A 20,514-nucleotide genomic window follows, 5' to 3' on the forward strand; every position below is an offset into this window, starting at 1 on the left:
CCATGAATGATTTACAGCTCGACGAATTCAAGACCGACGAAAACGCCGCGATGGTGTTGCTGGTGGATGACCAGGCCATGATCGGCGAGGCCGTTCGGCGTGGGTTGGCGAATGAGGAAAACATCGACTTCCACTTCTGCGCCGATCCTCACCAGGCCATCGCCCAGGCCATCCGCATCAAGCCCACGGTGATCCTCCAGGACCTGGTGATGCCAGGGCTGGATGGCCTGACCCTGGTGCGCGAGTACCGTAATCATCCGGCGACCCAGAACATCCCGATCATTGTCCTCTCGACCAAGGAAGACCCGCTGATCAAGAGTGCGGCCTTTGCCGCCGGGGCCAACGACTACCTGGTCAAGCTGCCGGACAACATCGAGCTGGTGGCGCGCATCCGCTATCACTCGCGCTCCTACATGACCCTGTTGCAGCGCGATGCGGCCTACCGTGCGTTGCGGGTCAGCCAGCAGCAATTGCTGGACACCAACCTGGTGCTGCAGCGACTGATGAACTCCGACGGCCTGACCGGGCTGTCCAACCGTCGGCACTTCGACGAATACCTGGAACTGGAATGGCGTCGGGCGATGCGAGAGCAGAGCCAGCTGTCGTTGTTGATGATCGACGTCGACTACTTCAAGACCTACAACGATACCTTCGGCCACCTGGAAGGGGATGAAGCCCTGCGCAAGGTGGCCACGGCGATACGCGAGGCCAGCAGCCGGCCTTCCGACCTGCCGGCGCGTTACGGCGGCGAAGAGTTCGTGCTGGTGCTGCCCAATACTTCGCCGGGCGGGGCGCGACTGGTGGCGGAGAAGCTGCGCCAGACCGTGGAAGCCCTGAAAATCCCTCATATCGTGCCGGTGGAGGGCGCCAGCCTGACCATCAGCATCGGCCTTTCCACCGTAACGCCGCAGCCCAACAGCCATTGTCGACAGTTGATTTCGGCGGCGGACAAGGGGCTGTACCTGGCGAAGAACAACGGTCGCAACCAGGTAGGGATCGAGTAGCGGCTCTGGGGGGGCGGCTCATGGCCTGCGGGTAGCGGGCTGGCCCCGGCTGCCTTTCGGACCCGGGCGCAGATGGATCAGGGCGGTAAAATGGCGCCTGTGCGCGAATCTCAGTGGTTCGCTCACTGAAATTAGATGGCCGATTGGCCGCTAAAGCCGCTAAGCGGGCTGCCGTGATTCGGTGATTCCGTTATAATCTCCGGCTTTCAAAAGTTCGCCAACGAGTGCCGCCCCCCATGGAAATCAACCCGATCCTTAACACCATCAAGGACCTGTCCGAGCGCTCCGAAACTATTCGGGGGTATCTTTGACTACGATCAAAAGCATGAGCGTCTGACCGAGGTCAATCGCGAGCTTGAAGATCCGAGTGTCTGGAACAAACCCGAATACGCCCAGGAACTGGGCCGCGAGCGCGCCGCGCTGGCACAGATCGTCGAGACCCTGGACGAGCTGAACGGCGGTCTGGCCGATTGCCGCGATCTGCTGGACATGGCCGTCGAAGAAAACGACGAAGGTGCAGTGGGCGATGTCGTCGCCGAACTGGCCCGTCTCGAGGAAAACCTCGCCAAACTAGAATTCCGCCGCATGTTCAGCCACGAAATGGACCCGAACAACGCCTACCTGGACATCCAGGCCGGCTCCGGCGGCACCGAGGCCCAGGACTGGGCCAACATCCTGCTGCGCATGTACTTGCGCTGGGCCGACAAGCGCGGTTTCGAAGCGACCATCATGGAGCTGTCGGCCGGTGAAGTGGCCGGGATCAAGGGCGCGACCGTGCACATCAAAGGCGAATACGCCTTCGGTTGGCTGCGCACCGAGATCGGCGTGCACCGCCTGGTGCGCAAGAGCCCGTTCGACTCCGGCAACCGTCGCCACACCTCGTTCTCGGCAGTGTTCGTTTCGCCAGAGATCGATGACAAGGTGGAAATCGAGATCAACCCGGCCGACCTGCGGATCGATACCTATCGTTCCTCCGGTGCCGGTGGTCAGCACGTAAACACCACTGACTCGGCCGTGCGTATTACCCACGTACCGACCAACACCGTGGTCAGCTGCCAGAACGAACGCTCCCAGCACGCCAACAAGGACACCGCCATGAAAATGCTGCGGGCCAAGTTGTACGAGCAGGAAATGCAGAAGCGCAACGCGGCTTCCCAGGCCCTGGAAGACACCAAGTCGGACATCGGCTGGGGTCATCAGATTCGCTCGTACGTGCTCGACGCGTCGCGGATCAAGGACCTGCGCACCAACATCGAACGCAGCGACTGCGACAAGGTGCTCGACGGCGACATCGACGAATACCTGGAAGCCAGCCTGAAATCCGGACTGTAAAAAGACGCGATACAGGATCGGCTGATTCAACGCGATCCCTGTAGGAGCCAGCTCTGCTGGCGATCCCCGGGCCGCAAGGCCCGGGGGCAACGAACCTGATGGAATATCTAAAGACATGAGCGACCAACAACTCGACCCGCAAGCCCTGCAACAGGAAGAAAACTCCCTGATCGCCCTGCGCAAGGAAAAGCTTGCTGCCGAGCGCGCCAAGGGCAATGCCTTCCCGAACGACTTCCGCCGCGAAAACTACTGCGAAGATCTGCAGAAAAAGTACGCCGACAAGACCAAGGAAGAGCTGGCAGAGGCGGCGATCCCGGTCAAGGTTGCTGGTCGCATCATGCTCAACCGTGGCTCGTTCATGGTGATCCAGGACATGACCGGGCGGATCCAGGTCTACGTCAACCGCAAGACCCTGTCCGAAGAAACCCTGGCCGCGGTGAAAACCTGGGACATGGGCGACATCATTGCCGCCGAAGGCACCCTGGCCCGCTCCGGCAAGGGTGACCTGTACGTTGAAATGACCCACGTGCGCCTGCTGACCAAATCGCTGCGTCCGCTGCCGGACAAGCACCACGGCCTGACCGACACCGAGCAGCGCTACCGCCAGCGTTACGTTGACCTGATCGTCAACGAAGACGTGCGCCAGACGTTCCGCGTGCGTTCGCAAGTCATTGCCCACATCCGCAGCTTCCTGATGAAGCGCGACTTCCTTGAAGTCGAAACGCCGATGCTGCAAACCATTCCTGGCGGCGCCGCGGCCAAGCCGTTCGAGACTCACCACAACGCCCTGGACATGGAAATGTTCCTGCGCATCGCGCCCGAGCTGTACCTGAAGCGGCTGGTGGTTGGCGGGTTTGAAAAAGTGTTCGAGATCAACCGCAACTTCCGTAACGAAGGCGTTTCGACTCGTCACAACCCTGAATTCACCATGTTGGAGTTCTACCAGGCCTACGCCGACTACGAAGACAACATGGACCTGACCGAAGAGCTGTTCCGTGAACTGGCGCAGCTGGTGCTGGGCAGCACCGACGTGCCTTACGGCGACAAGGTGTTCCACTTCGGCGAGCCGTTCGCCCGTCTCTCGGTGTTCGATTCGATCCTCAAGTACAACCCTGAGCTGACGGCCGATGACCTGAATGACATCGACAAGGCTCGCGCCATCGCCAAGAAGGCCGGCGCCAAGGTTCTGGGCTTCGAAGGTCTGGGCAAGTTGCAGGTGATGATTTTCGAAGAGCTGGTGGAGCACAAGCTGGAACAGCCGCACTTCATCACCCAGTACCCGTTCGAGGTGTCGCCGCTGGCCCGTCGCAACGACGAGAACCCCAACGTCACCGACCGTTTCGAGCTGTTCATCGGCGGCCGCGAGATCGCCAACGCCTACTCCGAGCTCAATGACGCGGAAGATCAGGCCGAGCGCTTCATGGCCCAGGTGGCCGACAAGGACGCCGGTGACGACGAAGCCATGCACTACGACGCCGACTTCGTCCGTGCCCTGGAATACGGCATGCCGCCCACCGCCGGTGAAGGCATCGGTATCGACCGTCTGGTGATGCTGCTGACCAACTCGCCGTCGATTCGCGACGTGATCCTGTTCCCGCACATGCGGCCGCAAGCTTAAGTGTTGTGAATAAGAAGCCGCCTTTAACAGGCGGCTTTTTATTGTCTGGTTGGAACTGACGTACCGCTTCTAATTCTGTGTGATTTTCAAGAGGGAATATCTGTCGTGAACCGCGCAATTGCTCAAGAAGGTGCAGCCGGCATCGCCACTGCGGTGGCTGAAAGTGTTCAGTACCAGGGGCGCAAGGCCAGCCGGCAGGGCAGTGAGCAGCGTAGACAGGACATTCTTGATGCCGCCATGCGCATTGTGGTGCGTGACGGCGTGCGGGCCGTGCGCCATCGCGCGGTGGCCGCCGAAGCCGGTGTGCCCTTGTCGGCCACCACCTATTACTTCAAGGATATCGATGACCTGCTCACCGATACCTTCGCTCAGTATGTGGAACGCAGCGCGGCGTTCATGGGCAAGCTGTGGGCCAACAACGAAGGGTTGCTGCGGGAAATGGTCGCCTACGGTGATGGCAGTCCGGCGTCTCGCTCGCAGCTGGCCGACGACATCGCACGGCTGACCGCCGACTATGTGCAGCGCCAGTTGAGTACCCGCCGTGAGCACCTGATGGCCGAGCAGGCCTTCCGCCAGGAAGCCTTGCTCAACCCGCGCCTGGCGCAGTTGGTGCGCTCGCACCAGCAGATCCTGCTCCACGGCACCTGTCAGTTCTTTCAGGTCTTGGGCTCGCGGGAGCCGCAGCAGGATGCCAAGGTGTTGACGTCTATAATCGGCCGGATGGAGTATCAGGGCCTGCTCAACGGCGCTGAGCCGCTGGCGGAGGAAGAGATGCTCGGTATCCTCACGCGCTACATGCATCTGGTTCTGGCTTCGGTCTGACGCGCCCCACACGGCTGACCGGCTGCGGCCTGTCGGCCGAGGCCCACGCCAGCGGCTACAGTCATTCTGGTGTTCAAAGGAGAGTTGCATGCAAGCCTGGCGCATTCTGATTGCCCCGTCGTTCCCGCTGCTCAGCGGTTGCCAGATGCTCTTCAAGGACCCGCTGCCGGCTGAACAGGCGGCGCCTACCCAATTGCTGGGCAAGTGACCCCGCGCTACAGACCCATTCAATAGGAGTTTCGGGTGGACGATTACCAGCAGACGATACGCACTTTGTCCGATCGCATAGTGCTGGCCCAGACACCGATCCGGGTGCTGGATGCGGTGAAGTGGGACGAGAACATCCGCAAGGGCTTTCTCAAGGCCAAGGGCAAGGAAATGCCGGCGGTGGACCGCGCCTATTACGAAGGGCGGCCGCTGTCCTTCGACTCTGGCGCGGTGAAACTGGAGTTCCAGAACATTGAGCGCGACATCACCCGCCAGTTGGGCCAGTTCAACCCGGTGGGGCAGATCATGCGCCGGATGTGCAAGGAATACCGCATGGTGGTGCGCATGCTCGAAGCCCGGGGGACCGCTGATTTCGGGCTGATTTCCCAGGAGCTTTATGGCGCCGCGTCCGATGCCTTCCACGCCGGTGATCCGACTCTGGCAGACCTCGGGCTGATGATGTCCGACTACCTGAACAACATCGACGGGCGTGGCGATCTCAAGGACGAACCCAAGATTCTCAGCGCCAAGGAGGCGGTGAGCCTGCTGCAAAGCCGGTTGAACAAAGTGTTCGGCGAGGCCGAGGAAACCATCCGCGTATTCGAGTCCGACGGCATTGTCGCCGACGCGGCGGCGGGTGCCGACTACATCAAGATCCGCAGCGATGCGATGTTCAACAACCGGGACGTGCGGGCGCTGGAAGTCCATGAGGGGTTGGTGCATGTGGGCACCACCCTCAACGGGTTGAACCAGCCGATCTGCACCTTCCTGGCCAAGGGCCCGCCGTCGTCCACGGTGACCCAGGAAGGCCTGGCGATCCTGATGGAGATCATCACCTTTGCCTCCTACCCCAGCCGCCTGCGCAAGCTGACCAACCGCACCCGAGCCATCCACATGGTGGAGGAGGGCGCGGACTTTCTGCAGGTGTTCGAGTTCTTCCGTGAGCAGGGTTTCGAGATGGCCGAGAGCTACGGCAACGCCAGCCGGGTGTTCCGCGGTTCGGTGCCCAACGGGCTGCCGTTTACCAAAGACTTGTCCTATCTCAAGGGTTTCATCATGGTTTACAACTACATTCAGCTGGCTGTGCGCAAGGGCAAGCTGGAACAGATCCCCTTGCTGTTCTGCGGCAAGACCACCCTAGAAGACATGCGCACCTTGCGCCAACTGGTGGATGAAGGCCTGGTGGTGCCACCCAAGTACCTGCCCGACCAGTTCCGCGACATGAATGCGCTGTCGGCGTGGATGTGTTTCTCCAACTTCCTCAACCACCTGAGCCTGGATCGGATCGAGGCGGACTACTCCAATATCCTTTGAATTTTTCCGGGGGCGCACATGGACGTATTCATAGATGCACGGATGGGCCGATGATGCGTTTGTTGGCCGCACTGACGTTGCTGCTGTGCCTCACCGGCTGCAGCTCGTTGCTGTTCTATCCCGAGCCCGGGCTGCCCTTCACCCCCGAACGGGCCAAGCTCGAATACCGTGACATTACCCTGACCAGCGCCGATGGCCTCAAGCTGCACGGCTGGTGGCTGCCGGCCAAACCGGGGGTGGCCGTCAAGGGCACGGTGCTGCACCTGCACGGCAACGGCGGCAACCTGGCCTGGCACCTGGGGGGCAGTTGGTGGTTGCCGGAGCAGGGCTATCAGGTGTTGCTGCTGGACTACCGTGGATATGGTTTGTCCGAAGGTGCGCCGAGCCTGCCGGCGATCTACCAGGACGTCGATGCCGCGTTCAAGTGGTTGGACCAGGCCCCGGAGGTTCAAGGCAAACCCTTGATCGTCCTCGGACAAAGCCTTGGCGGCGCCCTGGCCATTCATTATCTGGTGGAGCACCCCGAGCGTCAGGCCCAACTCAAGGCCATCGTCCTCGACGGCGTGCCGGCCAGCTACCGTGATGTCGGGCGTTATGCCCTGAGCACGTCCTGGCTGATCTGGCCGTTGCAGGTGCCTTTGTCGTGGCTGGTGCCAGACGCCGACAGCGCGGTTCACCTGCTGCCGCGCCTGACCGGCGTGCCGAAACTCATTTACCACAGCATCGACGATCCGATCGTGCCCCTTTCCAACGGCATCCGCGTGTATCAAGCTGCGCCGCCACCGCGGGTCCTGCAACTGACCCGCGGCGGCCATGTGCAAACCTTTGCCGATCCGACCTGGCGCCGCGTGATGCTGCGCTACCTCGACGATCCGCAGCATTTCGACGGGTTGCGCCGCCTGGGGGAAATCCCCAACTACCCGGCGACGCCGAATTCAGCAGTTGAACCTCCAGAGAGTCCGCAATGAGTGAAGAACGTAACGCCATTCCAATGATCATCACCGGTATCTGCAGCATCATCGGCACCGTGGCCTGCCTGTGGTACTACGGTTACCTGCACTTCGCCAAACCGGAGGACGCGCTGCTGCTCAGCGACTTCACCATGCTCAAGACCGTGCCCGGCGAGGACTACAAGATCTCCCTGCAACCGGCCGATGAAGTGGCCCAGTGCATCGATGGCGTGCTGGTGTTGTTCGACACCCAGCAGAAGGGCTTGACCGGGGTGCTGGTGAACAAGAAGAAGCAGGCCGTGCGCTGCATGGGGCAAGAGACGCCGCAACTGCAGCAGTGATCGGTTTGCCGGCCAGCCGGTTCCCATCTGGATAACCGCATAAAAAAACGCCGCCGACCTGAAGAGGTCGGCGGCGTTTGGTTTTACCTGCCTATATAAGCAGGGCGCTCCATCAGTTGCGGCTGATGGCCGAGCGTGGCGCCACCGGCTGGTTGTCGTTGGAAATGGTCACTTCCACACGACGGTTCATGGCACGACCGGAAACGCTGCCGTTATCGGCCACCGGATACTCCTTGCCGTAACCCTGGCTGACGATCCGCGCCGGATCGACGCCCATGCGGATCAGGGCCATCTGCACCGAGCCGGCACGGCGCTCGGACAGGGACTGGTTGTAGGAGTCGCTGCCGGTGCTGTCGGTGTAGCCTTCGACGATCACCTTGCGGTCCGGGTTCTCCTGGAGGAATTGCGACAACTTGTTGATGTTCACCAGACCATTGGATTTCAGGTCGGACTTGTTGGTGGCGAACAGCACGTCACCGAAAGTCACCAGGGTGCCGCGATCGGTCTGCTTGGCGTTGAGGCTGTCCTGCAGTTGTTTGATCTGCGCGTTACGGGCATCGAGGATGGCGCGGGCGCGCTGGTCGCCGGCGTCCTTGAGCTTGGCTTCGGCAGTGCGCAGGGCAATGGTTTCCTTGGCCACTTCAACCCGCTGGTTGGTCAGGTAGGCCAGTTGGTCGACTTTCTTCTCGTCTTCCTTGTTCAGGTAGGCCTTGTCGGCCTTGTCCATCCAGTCGGCGGCATCCTTGGTTTCCAGGGCCGCGATTTTGCTCGCCTGCGGGTTGGCTTGCAGGCCGGAGAAGTTGGTCCGGGCGTTTTCCAGGTTGGCGTTAGGCGGGGTGGAGCACGCCGCCAGGGCTACGCTCATGGCCAACAGGGCAGGGATCATCAGTTGTTTGCGCATAATGGTTCGTCCTTTCAATCAAATACGAGTACGTGGGAATCGGCGGCGGCTTACTGCACGCTGCGCATACCTTCCTGACGCAGTTCCTGAACGCCTTTCTGCGAATCTTTCAGCGCCTGTTCGGCCTTGGCGGCCTGGGCCTTGCGTTCGGCGACACGGGCATCCCACTCGGCTTGTTCAGCCAGGCGACGGGCTTCGTCGTACTTCTTGTCGTGCATGGCAATCTCGGCTTGCTTGAGCTTGTCCTGGGCCGATTTCATTTCCACGGCGGCGAATTCGGTGCCGCCTGCGCTCACTGCGCTGTTGACCGCAGATTGCGTGACCGCGTACTGCTCGGAAGGCGGGTTACCGGCACAACCGGCCAGTACCATGCTGCTACCGAGGGCCAGCGCGGCCAGTTTCAGCCCGCGCAGAGAGGTGAACGAGGATTTGGCAGTGCTGATCTTCATGGTCTTCAACTCCATTGGGTAACTCCTGAAAAACATCAATATCCATCCCGGTCCTGGCGCCGTGACGCTGAGTGACGGGCGCTGATGGCAAAATTTGAAACGGCCGTTCCAGTGATGGCTAATGGGTGTGACCCGAGGCTTTTTTGAATAGTTCAGAGAAAGATGGCGATTGGCCGGAAAAAAATCTGACGCCTTGGTCAGGGCTCTAAATCGGGAACTTTTGCTGTGCGCAGGGGTATCCCCGGCCCTTTTCAGGACCGGGAGCGATGGTTTTCTCAAGGGAAACGAGAGACGGTGGACTCAGTGTTTGGGCTTGTCGGCCTGGCTTGAGATCAACTGCAGATGTTGACGTGACAGGGCCAGAAAGCGTGGGGTGGGGCCGACATCTTCGTACAGCGGATCACCTTCCTCGTCGGTGGCCACTACGTGCTGACCCTGGATGTAGGGGAAGCTGGCTTCCAGCTCTTCCAGGGCGGCGCCGATCAGTTCGCCGAGCAGTTCCTCGGTCTGGCGTTTGGGGTACATCTCGGAGAGTGCGGCCAGGCGCGCGGCGGCTTCCACATCCAGGTGAATCCGGTAGCCGGTCTTGGTCAGGCGACCCTTGGCGTTTTCTTCCCAGTGTTGCGCAAGTTCACGGATTTTCATGATGACCTCAATGAACACCTGCTTGTGGCAAGTTGGGTTGAGTGACCGGCACGGGCCGGTGCGTGGCCCTTGTGCGGTCTACTGTTGAGACTAGCTCCATCGCCGAAGGTTGGGCGCCGGTTTGCCACGTGCTTGCTAAGGGATGCCTGCAAGCGGCACTCTTGAGCCTTCCGTGCCGCCTTGAGTCTGCTGGAGAACACCTCGATGACCGATATTGATGCGCGCTTGCGCGAAGACGTTCACCTCTTGGGAGAACTGTTGGGCAATACCATCCGTGATCAGTACGGGGAGGCTTTCCTCGACAAGATCGAGCAGATTCGCAAGGGCGCCAAGGCCGATCGACGGGGCTCGCCCGGGGTCGAATTGAGTGCCAGCCTCGACCAGTTGAGCGAGGACGAACTGCTTCCGGTGGCCAGGGCCTTCAACCAGTTCCTCAACCTGGCGAACATCGCCGAGCAGTATCAGTTGATCCACCGCCGCGACGAGTCGCAGCCGGCGCCGTTCGAGGCCCGGGTACTACCGGAGCTGCTGGCTCGGCTGCGGGCTGCTGGGCATTCTGCCGATGCTCTGGCCCGGCAGTTGGGGCGCCTGGAGATCGAGCTGGTGCTCACCGCTCACCCCACCGAAGTGGCGCGCCGCACCCTGATTCAGAAATACGATGCCATCGCCGGGCAACTGGCGGCCCAGGACCATCGCGATCTCACCAGCGCCGAGCGCGGGCAGATCCAGGAACGCCTGCAGCGCTTGATTGCCGAAGCCTGGCACACCGAGGAAATCCGCCGTACTCGGCCGACGCCGGTGGATGAGGCCAAATGGGGTTTCGCGGTGATCGAGCACTCCTTGTGGCAGGCCATTCCCAACTACCTGCGCAAGGCCGACAAGGCGTTGTTCGAGGCTACCGGGCTGCACCTGCCGTTGGAATCGGCACCGATCCGCTTCGCTTCCTGGATGGGCGGCGACCGTGACGGCAACCCCAATGTCACCGCCAGCGTGACCCGGGAGGTACTGTTGCTGGCGCGCTGGATGGCTGCCGACCTGTACCTGCGGGACGTCGATCACCTGGCTGCCGAACTGTCCATGCAACAGGCCAGCGCGGCCTTGCTGGCCAGGGCCGGGGACAGTGCCGAGCCGTATCGGGCGCTGCTCAAGCAATTGCGCGAGCGTCTGCGGGCCACCCGTAACTGGGCGCATGCAGCGCTTGGCGCTCCGGTGCCGGCGGGGGCCGAGGTATTGCAGAACAACCGCGACCTGCTGGAGCCGCTGCAGCTGTGCTACCAGTCGCTGCATGAATGCGGGATGGGGGTGATCGCCGATGGCCCATTGCTCGATTGCTTGCGGCGGGCGGTGACGTTCGGCCTGTTCCTGGTGCGTCTCGATGTGCGTCAGGACTCCAGTCGGCACACCTCGGCCATGACCGAAATCACTGACTATCTGGGCCTGGGCCGCTATGAGGACTGGAGCGAGGAAGATCGCATCAGCTTCCTGATGCGCGAGCTGAGCAGTCGCCGTCCCTTGCTGCCGGGTTATTTCAAACCCTCGGCTGACACGGCGGAGGTGCTCGCTACCTGTCGCGAGATCGCCGTCGCCCCGGCGGCTTCCTTGGGTTCCTACGTGATTTCCATGGCGGGCGCGGCCTCCGATGTACTGGCGGTGCAGTTGCTGCTCAAGGAGTCTGGGGTGCTGCGGCCGATGCGTGTGGTGCCCCTGTTCGAAACCCTGGCGGACCTGGACAACGCCGGGCCGGTGATGGAAAAACTGCTGCACATGCCGGGCTATCGCTCACGCCTGCAAGGGCCTCAGGAAGTGATGATCGGTTATTCCGACTCGGCCAAGGATGCCGGGACCACCGCTGCGGCCTGGGCGCAATATCGGGCTCAGGAACGGCTGGTGGATATCTGCCGTGAACAGCAGGTGGAACTGCTGTTGTTCCATGGCCGCGGCGGTACTGTGGGGCGCGGCGGCGGTCCGGCCCACGCGGCGATTCTGTCGCAGCCTCCGGGTTCGGTGGCGGGGCGCTTCCGCACCACCGAGCAGGGGGAAATGATCCGTTTCAAATTTGGCCTGCCGGACATCGCCGAGCAGAACCTCAACCTCTATCTGGCTGCGGTACTGGAAGCCACCTTGCTGCCGCCGCCGCCTCCGGAGCCAGCCTGGCGTCACCTGATGGACGAGCTGGCCAGCGACGGGGTCCAGGCCTATCGCGCGGTGGTGCGGGACAACCCGCAGTTTGTCGAGTACTTCCGCCAGTCCACCCCGGAGCAGGAACTGGGGCGCCTGCCCCTGGGCAGTCGGCCGGCCAAGCGCCGTGCCGGTGGCATTGAAAGCCTGCGGGCTATCCCATGGATCTTCGGCTGGACTCAGACGCGCCTGATGCTGCCGGCGTGGCTCGGCTGGGAAGCGGCCTTGAGCAAGGCGCTGGCCCGAGGCGAGGGTGAGTTGCTGGGGCAGATGCGTGAGCAATGGCCGTTTTTCCGCACTCGCATCGACATGCTGGAGATGGTCCTGGCCAAGGCCGATGCCGACATTGCCCGTTCTTATGACGAGCGCCTGGTGGAAGCGGAACTGCTGCCATTGGGTGCGCATTTACGCGACCTATTGTCGCAGGCCTGCGCGGTGGTCCTGGGCCTGACCGGGCAGTCGCAACTGCTGGCCCACAGCCCCGACACCCTGGAGTTCATCCGCCTGCGCAATACCTACCTCGACCCGCTGCATCTGTTGCAGGCGGAGTTGCTGGCGCGCTCGCGCAAACAGGAGGCGCCGCAAGGAAGCCCCCTGGAACAGGCGCTGCTGGTCTCCGTAGCGGGTATCGCCGCCGGTTTGCGCAATACCGGCTGAGGTTGCAGAGGGCTGTCGGCCTGCTTTGGCACGGCCCTGATCGGGACAATCCCAAGGTGTCGCTCAGATTCATCTGGCGACACTTTGTTATGGGGTTGCGACTTGTTCTACCGTGCCGAGGGGGCACAAAAGGGCCGGGTTCCTCCGACTTTCGACTGCTTGTGTGCGCTGTGTCGGCTGTGTATCTTGATCAGCCTTTGGCCGTTTGGGCGGCCACTATCCTATTTTTGAGATTGGCCCCACGAGGCGAATCTGAGCGTTTCTAAATAAAAAATTGAGGAGCACATCGATGCGCGTAATTCTGCTGGGAGCTCCCGGGGCCGGTAAAGGTACTCAGGCAAAGTTCATCACCGAAAAGTTCGGCATTCCACAGATCTCCACCGGCGACATGCTGCGTGCTGCGGTCAAGGCCGGCACCGAGCTGGGCCTGAAGGCCAAGAGCGTGATGGACAGCGGTGGCCTGGTGTCCGATGACCTGATCATCAACCTGGTCAAGGAACGCATCAGCCAGGCCGACTGCGTTAATGGCTTCCTGTTCGACGGCTTCCCGCGCACCATTCCTCAGGCCGAAGCGCTGGTCAAAGCCGGTGTTGAGCTGGACAACGTAGTAGAAATCGCTGTTGACGACGAAGAGATCGTCCAGCGTATTGCCGGCCGCCGGGTGCACGAAGCTTCGGGCCGGGTCTACCACACCGTTTACAACCCGCCGAAGATTGCCGGCAAGGACGACATCACCGGTGAAGACCTGGTGCAGCGCAAGGACGACACCGAAGAAACCGTGCGTCATCGCCTGTCGGTCTATCACTCCCAGACCAAGCCGCTGGTGGAGTTCTACCAGCAACTGGCCGCGGCTCAAGGCAAACCGAAGTACAGCCATATCCCTGGCGTGGGTTCGGTGGACGTGATCACCGCCAAGGTGCTCGAAGCCCTGAGCTGAGTTGCCTGATCGTTTGATCGTTCAACGGCCCGCTTGCGGGCCGTTGCTGTTTATAATGCGTCACTTTTTTCAATGCCGATGGAACCCCCGATGAGCACCTTGCTGGCCCTGGACACCGCGACTGAAGCTTGCTCCGTTGCTTTGCTGCATGACGGCAAGGTTACGAGCCATTACGAGGTGATCCCCCGCCTGCATGCACAGAAGCTGTTGCCGATGATCCAGGAGCTGCTGGCCAATGCCGGCACCACCTTGCAGGCGGTGGATGCGATTGCCTTTGGCCGTGGCCCCGGCGCTTTCACCGGCGTGCGGATCGCCATTGGCGTGGTGCAAGGGCTGGCCTTCGCCCTGGAGCGTCCTGTGCTGCCGGTGTCCAACCTGGCGGTGCTGGCCCAGCGCGCCTTGCGTGAGCACGGTGCGACCCAGGTGGCCTCGGCCATCGATGCGCGCATGGATGAAGTCTATTGGGGCTGCTACCGGGAAACGGCTGGCGAGATGCGTCTGGTGGGCGCCGAAGCGGTGCTGCCGCCGGAAGTCGCGGCCTTGCCGGAAGGGGCCAGCGGCGACTGGTTCGGCGCGGGCACCGGCTGGGGTTATGGCGTGCGCATCGCGGTCCCTCTCAGTGGTCAGGACGCGGGCATGCTGCCCCACGCCGAAGACCTGCTGACCCTGGCGAAATTTGCCTGGGAGCGGGGCGAAGCGATAGTTGCCGACGACGCACAACCGGTCTATCTGCGCGACAAGGTGGCCACGCCCAAAGCTCGTTGAGGGTGGTCCAAGTGTTTGCGGGGGTTCAGATTTTTCCGGTGTAAACCGGCCAATCGTCTGGTTTTCGGAGTCGATTCTGCTCGGGTTTAAACCTTTTGGCTTTTCTGTGTTCTAGTTATCACTTGGGCATTTGCTAAGTCGAAGCGGTGCCGCTAAATTGCCATCATTGACCCCGGGCTTTTCAGTATGCGCATAGACGGCATCTCCTCTCAGTCCTACCCCATCAAGCGCAAGCCTCGTAAAGGCCTGGCGCTGGTAGACGAGTCTCTGGACGATGACGACGCCATTGAAGTCCAGTCCGAACCTGCGACTCAAAGCCGTTCCCAGGCATCTGCCCCCCGCACCGGTAATCTCCCCGCCCGTCCTCAGGACATGATCTTTCAGCGCGCGATGAAAAAGAGCGTGGCCAATGCCCTGGCCAGCTACCTGACCACCGCCGGCTTTGTCGATTGGGATCTGGAAGTGGTGGGGCTCGACCTGTACATCTGATGCTGCCTTATTTCCTGGGTTGTCCTTCCTGGAGCGAAAACGCCTGGCGTGAGTACCTGTACCCGGAGGATGCGCGACCCACTGATTTCCTTGGCCTGTATTCCCAGGTCTTCAATGCCGTTGAAGGCAACACCACCTTCTATGCACGGCCCGCGCCCGGCACTGTGCAGCGCTGGGCCCAGATCATGCCCGAGCACTTTCGTTTCACCGCCAAGTTTCCCGGTGACATCAGCCACGGCGGTGACCTGCGCGAACAACTGAGCGCTGCCCAGACCTTTATCCAGTTGCTCAGCCCCCTGGGGGAACGTGTGTCGCCCTTGTGGCTGCAATTGCCGGCCAGCTTCGCACCGCAGCGTCTGGGGGAATTGGCGGGCTTTATCGAGGGTCTGGAGCGGCCGCTGGCGGTGGAGGTCCGGCATCCGGAGTTCTTTGCCAAGGGCGATGCGGAGCGCATGCTCAACCGACTGTTGCGTGAGCGTGGCGTCGAGCGTATCTGCCTTGATCCACGGGCCCTGTTCAGTTGCACGTCCACTGCTCCCGCGGTGCTGCACGCCCAGTCGAAAAAGCCCAAGGTGCCGCCGCGACCTGCGGCGTTCACCCAGTTTCCGCAAGTGCGCTTCATCGGTCATCCGGAGCTTGAGGCCAACGATCCATTTCTCGTGCCCTGGATCGACAAGGTCGCCGGCTGGATCGAAGAGGGGCGTACCCCTTATGTCTTCCTGCATACCTCGGACAACCGACTGGCCGCTGAACTGGCCCGCCGTTTTCATAGCCAGCTGATGCAACGTTTGCCTGGCTTGCCCGCGTTGCCTGAGTTATACAGAGAGCCCGCCGCGGAGCAGCTCGGCTTGCTCTGAGGCGTCTTCATTGCCTTCTTCCGGAGCGAGCAAATGGACGCGCAAACCCTTCGAGCCAATGCCTTCAAGGCCCTGCATGAACGTGCCGGCGCCTTTGTCATTCCCAACCCCTGGGATGCCGGTTCCGCGAAGATGCTGGCCGGTCTCGGGTTCGAGGCCCTGGCCACCACCAGCGCCGGTTATGCCTTCTCCCTGGGGCGTCCGGATGCCGAGGGCGCCGTCAGCCTGGAAGACACCCTGGACAATGTGCGGGTCATAGTCGGTGCCAGCAGCCTGCCGGTGGCGGTGGACTTGGAAAACGGCTTTTCCGACAGTCCTGAAGGTTGCGCCCAAGCCCTGTTGTTGGCGGCAGCCAGTGGTGTGGTTGGAGGCTCGATCGAGGACGCCAGCGGTCGCGCCGACGACCCTATCTATGACTTCAACCTGGCGGTGGAGCGTATCGAGGCCTGTGCTGCCGCCGTGCGCAGCTTGCCGTTCCCCTTCATCCTGACTGCCCGGGCGGAGAACCTGCTCCACGGTCGTGATGATCTGCCAGACACCATTCGCCGCTTGCAGGCCTTTGCCGAAGCCGGTGCCGATGTACTCTATGCTCCGGCCCTGCGCAGCGCCGAGGAGATTGTGCAGGTGGTGCGGGCTGTGGCGCCCAAGCCGGTGAACGTGCTGATGTCCGGTGGCCTCAACCTGAGCGTGGCGCAACTGGCGGAGCTGGGGGTCAAGCGCATCAGTGTCGGTTCGGCCCTGGCCCGGGCCGCCTATGGTGCTTTCTACCGGGCTGCGGAGGATATCCGCGAGCATGGTCGCTTTGATTTTGCCGATCGTGCGATGCCGTTTCGGCAGATCAATCAATTGTTCAAACAGCCATAAAACGGGACATTCTGTGCGGGTGGTGAGAATTCTGGGCGTCCTGTTGTTGCTGGGCGCCTTGTTGTTGATTGGTATACGCCTGGGCTGGGTGCCGCTGGCGGATGCCTGGAACCCTTGGGCGCCGCTGGATGTAAGGGCCAAGCCGAATCTGTTGACCCGCTTCAAGCTGGCGCGGCTGCGGGACGATCCGCAGCTGTGCGACGAGGTGCTTGGCCGTTCCGGCTTGCGCACCAGTCGCCAGCCCGACAGTCGTGGTGATGTGGCCTGCCCATTGAGCAATACCTTGCGCGTGCAAGGTGGTGATGTCGCCTTGAGCAGCAGCTTCCTTGCCAGTTGCCCACTGGCGGTGGCCTTTGCCCTTTATGAGCGCCACGGGCTGCAGCCCGCGGCACAGGCGGTGTATGGGCAGCGCGTGGCGCGGGTCGATCATCTGGGCAGTTTTGCCTGCCGCAATATGTACAGTCGTGAGAATGGTGCTCGCAGTCAGCACGCCAGTGCCAACGCCCTGGATATTGCCGGTTTTCGACTGGCGGACGGGCGCAGCATCAGTGTGCTCAAGGATTGGCCGAAGGACAGCGATGCGGGACGTTTTTTGCGGCTGGCCCGGGACGGTGCCTGCGATGCATTCAATGTGGTACTGGGGCCGGATTACAACAGCGCCCATCGCAACCATTTTCATCTGGATGTAGGGCCTTGGTGGATATGTCGCTGAGGAGCCGGCTCAGGCGGCGATGCGCAGGTTCTGCAGAATCAGTGGACGTGCCCAGCCGATGTCGAAGTCCATCTGCCGCTGTTGCTCGATAAGCTCCTGCGGCGGGAACGGTTCGGCCGGTTTATCCAGCAGGTCCAGTTCGAATTCGGCGATGGGCAGGTGCAGCGGACGTGGTTCTGGCGCCGGGCCGGGGGCCGGCAGCGGCTGACCGGCATTGAGCACGATCGGGCGGACCCAGCCACTCTCAAAGTCCTGCTGACGTTGCTGGGCAACGATTTCTTCTGGAGGGAAGGGCGGAGCCGGTTTGTCCAGCAGCTCCATTTCGAATTCGGCGATCGGCAGGAACAGCGGCTCAGGGGGACGAATCTCGGTGTCCTGAACATCGCAATGGCGCTGGTTGACGATCTGCGTCAGTACATCGGTGCCGCCAACCGGTTCCACGGGACCATCGATGGCCACCGCGGGCAGCCCTTCAACGCTCGTGCCTTCTCCCTGTTGCTCGGCCAGGGCCTGGGCAAAGAAGTCCTGCCACAGATGGCTGACGCCGCTCAGTGCCTGGGAGTTGCGTAGGCCATAGTCGCCGTGGCGAGAGATATAACCTATCGATGTGCGTTGAATGTCTGACATTGCTCTCGGTCGACGCTGAGCTCTGGCAAAATGGCCGATAGTTCTGTTATCGGCAGTTTTTGCCGATCATTAATTTTTTGAGTGTGTTTTCAGATGAATGAGCAACCCGCGGCCTGCCGCATCAAAGTCGAGGCCCTGGACGCTGGATTCGCGCCGCAGGCTCAGCAATGGGCACAACGCCTGGGACTGCCGTTGCAGATCGACGAGGCCGAGTTTGCCCTGCAGGTGGGTGAGCAGGGGCTGCAATTGCAACAGCTGGGCGCCGATGCACCAGGGCCGGTGCGGGTGGACTTTGTTGAAGGCGGTGCGGCCCATCGGCGGCTGTACGGTGGTGGCAGCGGGCAGATGATTGCCAAGGCGGTGGGCGTTGCTCAGGGCGTGCGGCCACGGGTGCTGGATGCCACGGCAGGCTTGGGCAAGGACGGGTTTGTCCTGGCTACCCTCGGCTGTGAGATGAGTCTGATCGAGCGCCAGCCATTGATTGGTGCGCTGCTGGAGGACGGGTTGGCCCGGGGGGCGCTGGACGCCGAGGTGGCGCCTATCGTTGCCCGCATGCACTTGCTCAAGGGCAACTCTATCGAGCTGATGCGCAACTGGGAGGGCGAGCCGCCTCAGGTGATCTACCTCGATCCGATGTTTCCCCATCGGGAGAAAAGCGCCTTGGTGAAAAAGGAAATGCGTCTGTTCCGGCCGTTGGTGGGGGACGACAATGACGCTCCGGCACTGCTGGCCGCAGCCCTGGCCCTGGCCAGCCATCGAGTGGTGGTCAAGCGCCCGCGCAAGGCTCCGTGCATTGAAGGGCCGAAGCCAAGCCATGGACTGGAAGGCAAATCCAGTCGCTACGATATCTACCCGAAGAAGGCCCTCAAGGCCTGAACCCGATGTAGGCGCCGGCTTGCTGGCAAAAGCGGTTTCAGGGGAGGGCTCCTGGTTGTAGGAGCCGGCTTGCCGGCGAAGGCGATCTCAGGGCCTCTTCGCTGGCAAGCCAGCTCCTACAACAGTCTGCTCCCGCACATGCCGGTTTCTATGGCCGGTAGGCGCGCATGAACAGATCCACCACTTCTTGCACGTGCTCTTCCGCAGCGGGGCCTCTCAAGGGCTCGCCGCAACCATAGAGCAGGCGGAAGTTCGCCCCGCCCTTGAGCATGCAGAAGAAATGCTCGGCGGCATTGCGCGGCTTGTCGATGTGCAAGGTGCCCAACTGATTGATTCGCCCCAGCAGCCGCTCCATACCCTGCAGTACGCGTTCGGGGCCGGCCTCAATGAACATTTGCGAGAGCTTGGGATCCTGATTGCCCAGGGCCATGATCAAGCGATGCAGGTTCACCGACTCGTCGCTGTTGATCAGCTGATGAAAGCCTCGTGCGATGTTCAACAGGACGCCTCGCACCGGTGTGTCGGGCGTCAGTTCGTAGATCAGCGTGGGCAGCTGCTCTTCGCACTTGGCCACCACGGCGGCGGTGAACAGGGTCTCTTTGTCGTTGAAATGGCTATAGACCGTGAGTTTTGAAACGCCGGCTTCGGCGGCGACCGCATCCATGCTGGTACTGGCGTAGCCATTGCTCAGAAACAGGTTTTTCGCTGCTTCGAGAATGGCCTGGCGCTTGGCCAGATCCTTGGGCCTGCCTGGCCCAACGTTTGCGGAGTGATTGTCGGACATTTATTCGCTGTTAATACTGGACTGGTGAGTTTGCTATTAATAACATACCGGCCAGTATAATTATTCCAAGCACCATTAGCGAAAGGTCGCCGCCATGTTCCGCTATGCCTTGCCAGTCAGCCTGGCTTTTTTTCTGTCTGCTTGTGGGCACGAAGAGCCCGTTCAAATTGGCGTTCGACCGGCCATGGTGGTTCAGCCAGAGCCTTCGGCGCGGGTTTCGGACAGTTATCCGGGCGAGGTGCGAGCCCGCTACGAACCCGACCTGGCGTTCCGTATCGGTGGCAAGGTCAGTCGACGACTGGTGGAAGAAGGCGAGCGGGTCAAGGCCAATCAGCCCCTGGCCGAACTCGATCCCCAGGATGTTCGCCTGCAACTGGAGGCCACTCGGGCCCAAGTCACGGCGGCCACTGCCAACCTCAATCTGGTGCGCGCCGAGCGTGATCGCTACAAGACCCTGCTGGAGCGGCAGATGGTCAGCCATTCCCAATACGACAACGCCGAAAACCTCTACCGTGCTGGTGAAGCACGCCTGAAGCAGATCAAGGCCGAGTTCGACGTGGCCAACAACCAGGCCGGTTATGCCGTGCTGCGTGCCCCGCAGGATGGCGTGGTGGCCAAGCGCGCAGTGGAAGTGGGGCAAGTGGTGGCGGCCGGGCAGACAGTCTTTACCCTGGCCACTGACGGTGAGCGTGAGGTGCTGATCAGCTTCCCCGAGCAGAACTACGGTCGCTTCAAGGTCGGCCAGCCAGTCTCGGTGGAACTCTGGACCCAGCCGGGCCAACGTTTCGACGGGCGCATCCGCGAGCTGTCCCCGGCTGCCGATCCCAAGTCCCGGACCTTTGCCGCACGCATTGCCTTCAGTGCCGGCAAGGTTCCAGCGGAGTTGGGCCAGAGCGCCAGGGTGTTCATCCAGAGCGCTGATGCCCTGTCGCTGTCGGTGCCGTTGTCGGCGCTGACTGCCGAAGGGGGCGCGACCTACGTTTGGCGAGTCGATGCCAACAACACCTTGCACAAGACGCCGGTACGGGTCGGTGCCTTCGGTGAGAAGACAGTGCCGGTGCTCGAAGGTTTGAGCGCCAGCGATTGGGTGGTGGCAGCCGGGGTGCATGTGCTCCATGAGGGCTTGCAGGTGCGCCCGGTGGATCGCTCCAACCGTGTGGTCAATCTGGCGGTCAAGGAGTAGTC

The 20,514-nt window shown here is 61.8% G+C and carries 21 protein-coding genes; 16 read left to right on the forward strand and 5 right to left on the reverse strand.

Annotated features, from left to right (window positions below; genetic code table 11):
- Positions 1 to 2: 2 nt before the first annotated feature.
- From WIN67_RS05595 to WIN67_RS05625, 7 genes are all read left to right on the forward strand, one after another.
- Positions 3 to 1,004 carry a response regulator gene (locus WIN67_RS05595; protein ID WP_102861333.1) on the forward strand — a complete coding sequence of 334 codons (1,002 nt, stop codon included), beginning with the start codon at positions 3 to 5 and terminating at the stop codon, positions 1,002 to 1,004.
- A gap of 236 nt (positions 1,005 to 1,240) precedes the next feature.
- A protein-coding gene (gene prfB / locus WIN67_RS05600; RefSeq protein ID WP_102861334.1) for a peptide chain release factor 2 occupies positions 1,241 to 2,336 on the forward strand; the annotation gives its coding sequence in 2 pieces (ribosomal slippage) (positions 1,241 to 1,312 and positions 1,314 to 2,336; 1,095 coding nt in all).
- Between the two features lie 115 nt (positions 2,337 to 2,451).
- The gene (gene lysS, locus WIN67_RS05605) at positions 2,452 to 3,954 is read left to right on the forward strand and encodes a lysine--tRNA ligase (protein ID WP_102861335.1); all 1,503 of its coding nucleotides are present in this window, start codon (positions 2,452 to 2,454) and stop codon (positions 3,952 to 3,954) included.
- 105 nt (positions 3,955 to 4,059) lie between these two features.
- Entirely contained in the window at positions 4,060 to 4,776 is a 717-nt protein-coding gene (locus tag WIN67_RS05610; RefSeq protein WP_102878526.1) for a TetR/AcrR family transcriptional regulator, read from the forward strand.
- A gap of 243 nt (positions 4,777 to 5,019) precedes the next feature.
- On the forward strand, positions 5,020 to 6,297 hold the full coding sequence (locus WIN67_RS05615; RefSeq protein WP_102878527.1) for a flavohemoglobin expression-modulating QEGLA motif protein: 1,278 nt from the start codon (positions 5,020 to 5,022) through the stop codon (positions 6,295 to 6,297).
- 53 nt (positions 6,298 to 6,350) lie between these two features.
- Positions 6,351 to 7,265, forward strand: coding sequence for an alpha/beta hydrolase (locus WIN67_RS05620; RefSeq protein WP_339071683.1), 915 nt, complete (start codon positions 6,351 to 6,353; stop codon positions 7,263 to 7,265).
- On the forward strand, positions 7,262 to 7,588 hold the full coding sequence (locus tag WIN67_RS05625) for a hypothetical protein (protein WP_102878528.1): 327 nt from the start codon (positions 7,262 to 7,264) through the stop codon (positions 7,586 to 7,588). Before WIN67_RS05620 ends, WIN67_RS05625 begins: the two co-directional genes overlap by 4 nt.
- 112 nt (positions 7,589 to 7,700) lie before the next feature.
- Here the strand turns inward: WIN67_RS05625 and WIN67_RS05630 are convergent, their stop codons facing one another.
- The 3 genes from WIN67_RS05630 to WIN67_RS05640 form a co-directional block, all read right to left on the reverse strand.
- Positions 7,701 to 8,489, reverse strand: coding sequence for an OmpA family protein (locus WIN67_RS05630; protein WP_110596467.1), 789 nt, complete (start codon positions 8,487 to 8,489; stop codon positions 7,701 to 7,703).
- Positions 8,490 to 8,539: 50 nt separating this feature from the next.
- Positions 8,540 to 8,953 (reverse strand): DUF4398 domain-containing protein, encoded by a 414-nt coding sequence (locus tag WIN67_RS05635; protein ID WP_016967758.1) that lies wholly within the window; start codon positions 8,951 to 8,953, stop codon positions 8,540 to 8,542.
- Between the two features lie 285 nt (positions 8,954 to 9,238).
- The gene (locus tag WIN67_RS05640) at positions 9,239 to 9,583 is read right to left on the reverse strand and encodes a pilin assembly protein (RefSeq protein ID WP_102878530.1); all 345 of its coding nucleotides are present in this window, start codon (positions 9,581 to 9,583) and stop codon (positions 9,239 to 9,241) included.
- Between the two features lie 204 nt (positions 9,584 to 9,787).
- On the opposite strand from WIN67_RS05640, the gene ppc reads away from it, so the two are divergent.
- The 7 genes from ppc to WIN67_RS05675 all read left to right on the forward strand — a co-directional run bounded on the left by ppc (position 9,788) and on the right by WIN67_RS05675 (position 17,042).
- Positions 9,788 to 12,418: a phosphoenolpyruvate carboxylase gene (ppc, locus tag WIN67_RS05645; RefSeq protein ID WP_339070747.1), complete on the forward strand. Its 2,631-nt coding sequence runs from the start codon at positions 9,788 to 9,790 to the stop codon at positions 12,416 to 12,418.
- Positions 12,419 to 12,707: 289 nt separating this feature from the next.
- Entirely contained in the window at positions 12,708 to 13,355 is a 648-nt protein-coding gene (adk, locus tag WIN67_RS05650; RefSeq protein WP_339070748.1) for an adenylate kinase, read from the forward strand.
- Positions 13,356 to 13,445: 90 nt separating this feature from the next.
- Positions 13,446 to 14,120: a tRNA (adenosine(37)-N6)-threonylcarbamoyltransferase complex dimerization subunit type 1 TsaB gene (tsaB, locus tag WIN67_RS05655; RefSeq protein ID WP_296412808.1), complete on the forward strand. Its 675-nt coding sequence runs from the start codon at positions 13,446 to 13,448 to the stop codon at positions 14,118 to 14,120.
- Between the two features lie 186 nt (positions 14,121 to 14,306).
- A complete protein-coding gene (locus WIN67_RS05660; RefSeq protein WP_102878532.1) occupies positions 14,307 to 14,609 on the forward strand; it encodes a hypothetical protein in 303 nt (100 codons plus the stop codon).
- Positions 14,606 to 15,466 carry a DUF72 domain-containing protein gene (locus WIN67_RS05665; RefSeq protein ID WP_170001234.1) on the forward strand — a complete coding sequence of 287 codons (861 nt, stop codon included), beginning with the start codon at positions 14,606 to 14,608 and terminating at the stop codon, positions 15,464 to 15,466. Before WIN67_RS05660 ends, WIN67_RS05665 begins: the two co-directional genes overlap by 4 nt.
- Before the next feature lie 33 nt (positions 15,467 to 15,499).
- Complete coding sequence (locus WIN67_RS05670; protein WP_102878533.1) at positions 15,500 to 16,330, forward strand: isocitrate lyase/PEP mutase family protein; 831 nt, start codon at positions 15,500 to 15,502, stop codon at positions 16,328 to 16,330.
- Between the two features lie 13 nt (positions 16,331 to 16,343).
- A complete protein-coding gene (locus tag WIN67_RS05675) occupies positions 16,344 to 17,042 on the forward strand; it encodes an extensin family protein (RefSeq protein WP_102878534.1) in 699 nt (232 codons plus the stop codon).
- A 9-nt stretch (positions 17,043 to 17,051) separates the two neighbouring features.
- Here the strand turns inward: WIN67_RS05675 and WIN67_RS05680 are convergent, their stop codons facing one another.
- Positions 17,052 to 17,669: an energy transducer TonB gene (locus WIN67_RS05680; protein WP_213664797.1), complete on the reverse strand. Its 618-nt coding sequence runs from the start codon at positions 17,667 to 17,669 to the stop codon at positions 17,052 to 17,054.
- 93 nt (positions 17,670 to 17,762) lie between these two features.
- On the opposite strand from WIN67_RS05680, the gene WIN67_RS05685 reads away from it, so the two are divergent.
- A complete protein-coding gene (locus WIN67_RS05685) occupies positions 17,763 to 18,545 on the forward strand; it encodes a class I SAM-dependent methyltransferase (protein ID WP_102861346.1) in 783 nt (260 codons plus the stop codon).
- Positions 18,546 to 18,693: 148 nt separating this feature from the next.
- Here WIN67_RS05685 and WIN67_RS05690 read toward each other — a convergent pair whose 3' ends face one another.
- Entirely contained in the window at positions 18,694 to 19,329 is a 636-nt protein-coding gene (locus WIN67_RS05690; protein ID WP_102861347.1) for a TetR/AcrR family transcriptional regulator, read from the reverse strand.
- A 94-nt stretch (positions 19,330 to 19,423) separates the two neighbouring features.
- Between WIN67_RS05690 and WIN67_RS05695 the strand changes: the two genes are divergently transcribed.
- The gene (locus WIN67_RS05695; protein WP_102878537.1) at positions 19,424 to 20,512 is read left to right on the forward strand and encodes an efflux RND transporter periplasmic adaptor subunit; all 1,089 of its coding nucleotides are present in this window, start codon (positions 19,424 to 19,426) and stop codon (positions 20,510 to 20,512) included.
- The last annotated feature ends 2 nt before the right edge of the window (positions 20,513 to 20,514 follow it).

This window comes from Pseudomonas idahonensis, from assembly GCF_037903935.1.
In the GTDB taxonomy this organism is placed as follows: Bacteria; Pseudomonadota; Gammaproteobacteria; order Pseudomonadales; family Pseudomonadaceae; genus Aquipseudomonas; species Aquipseudomonas danubii.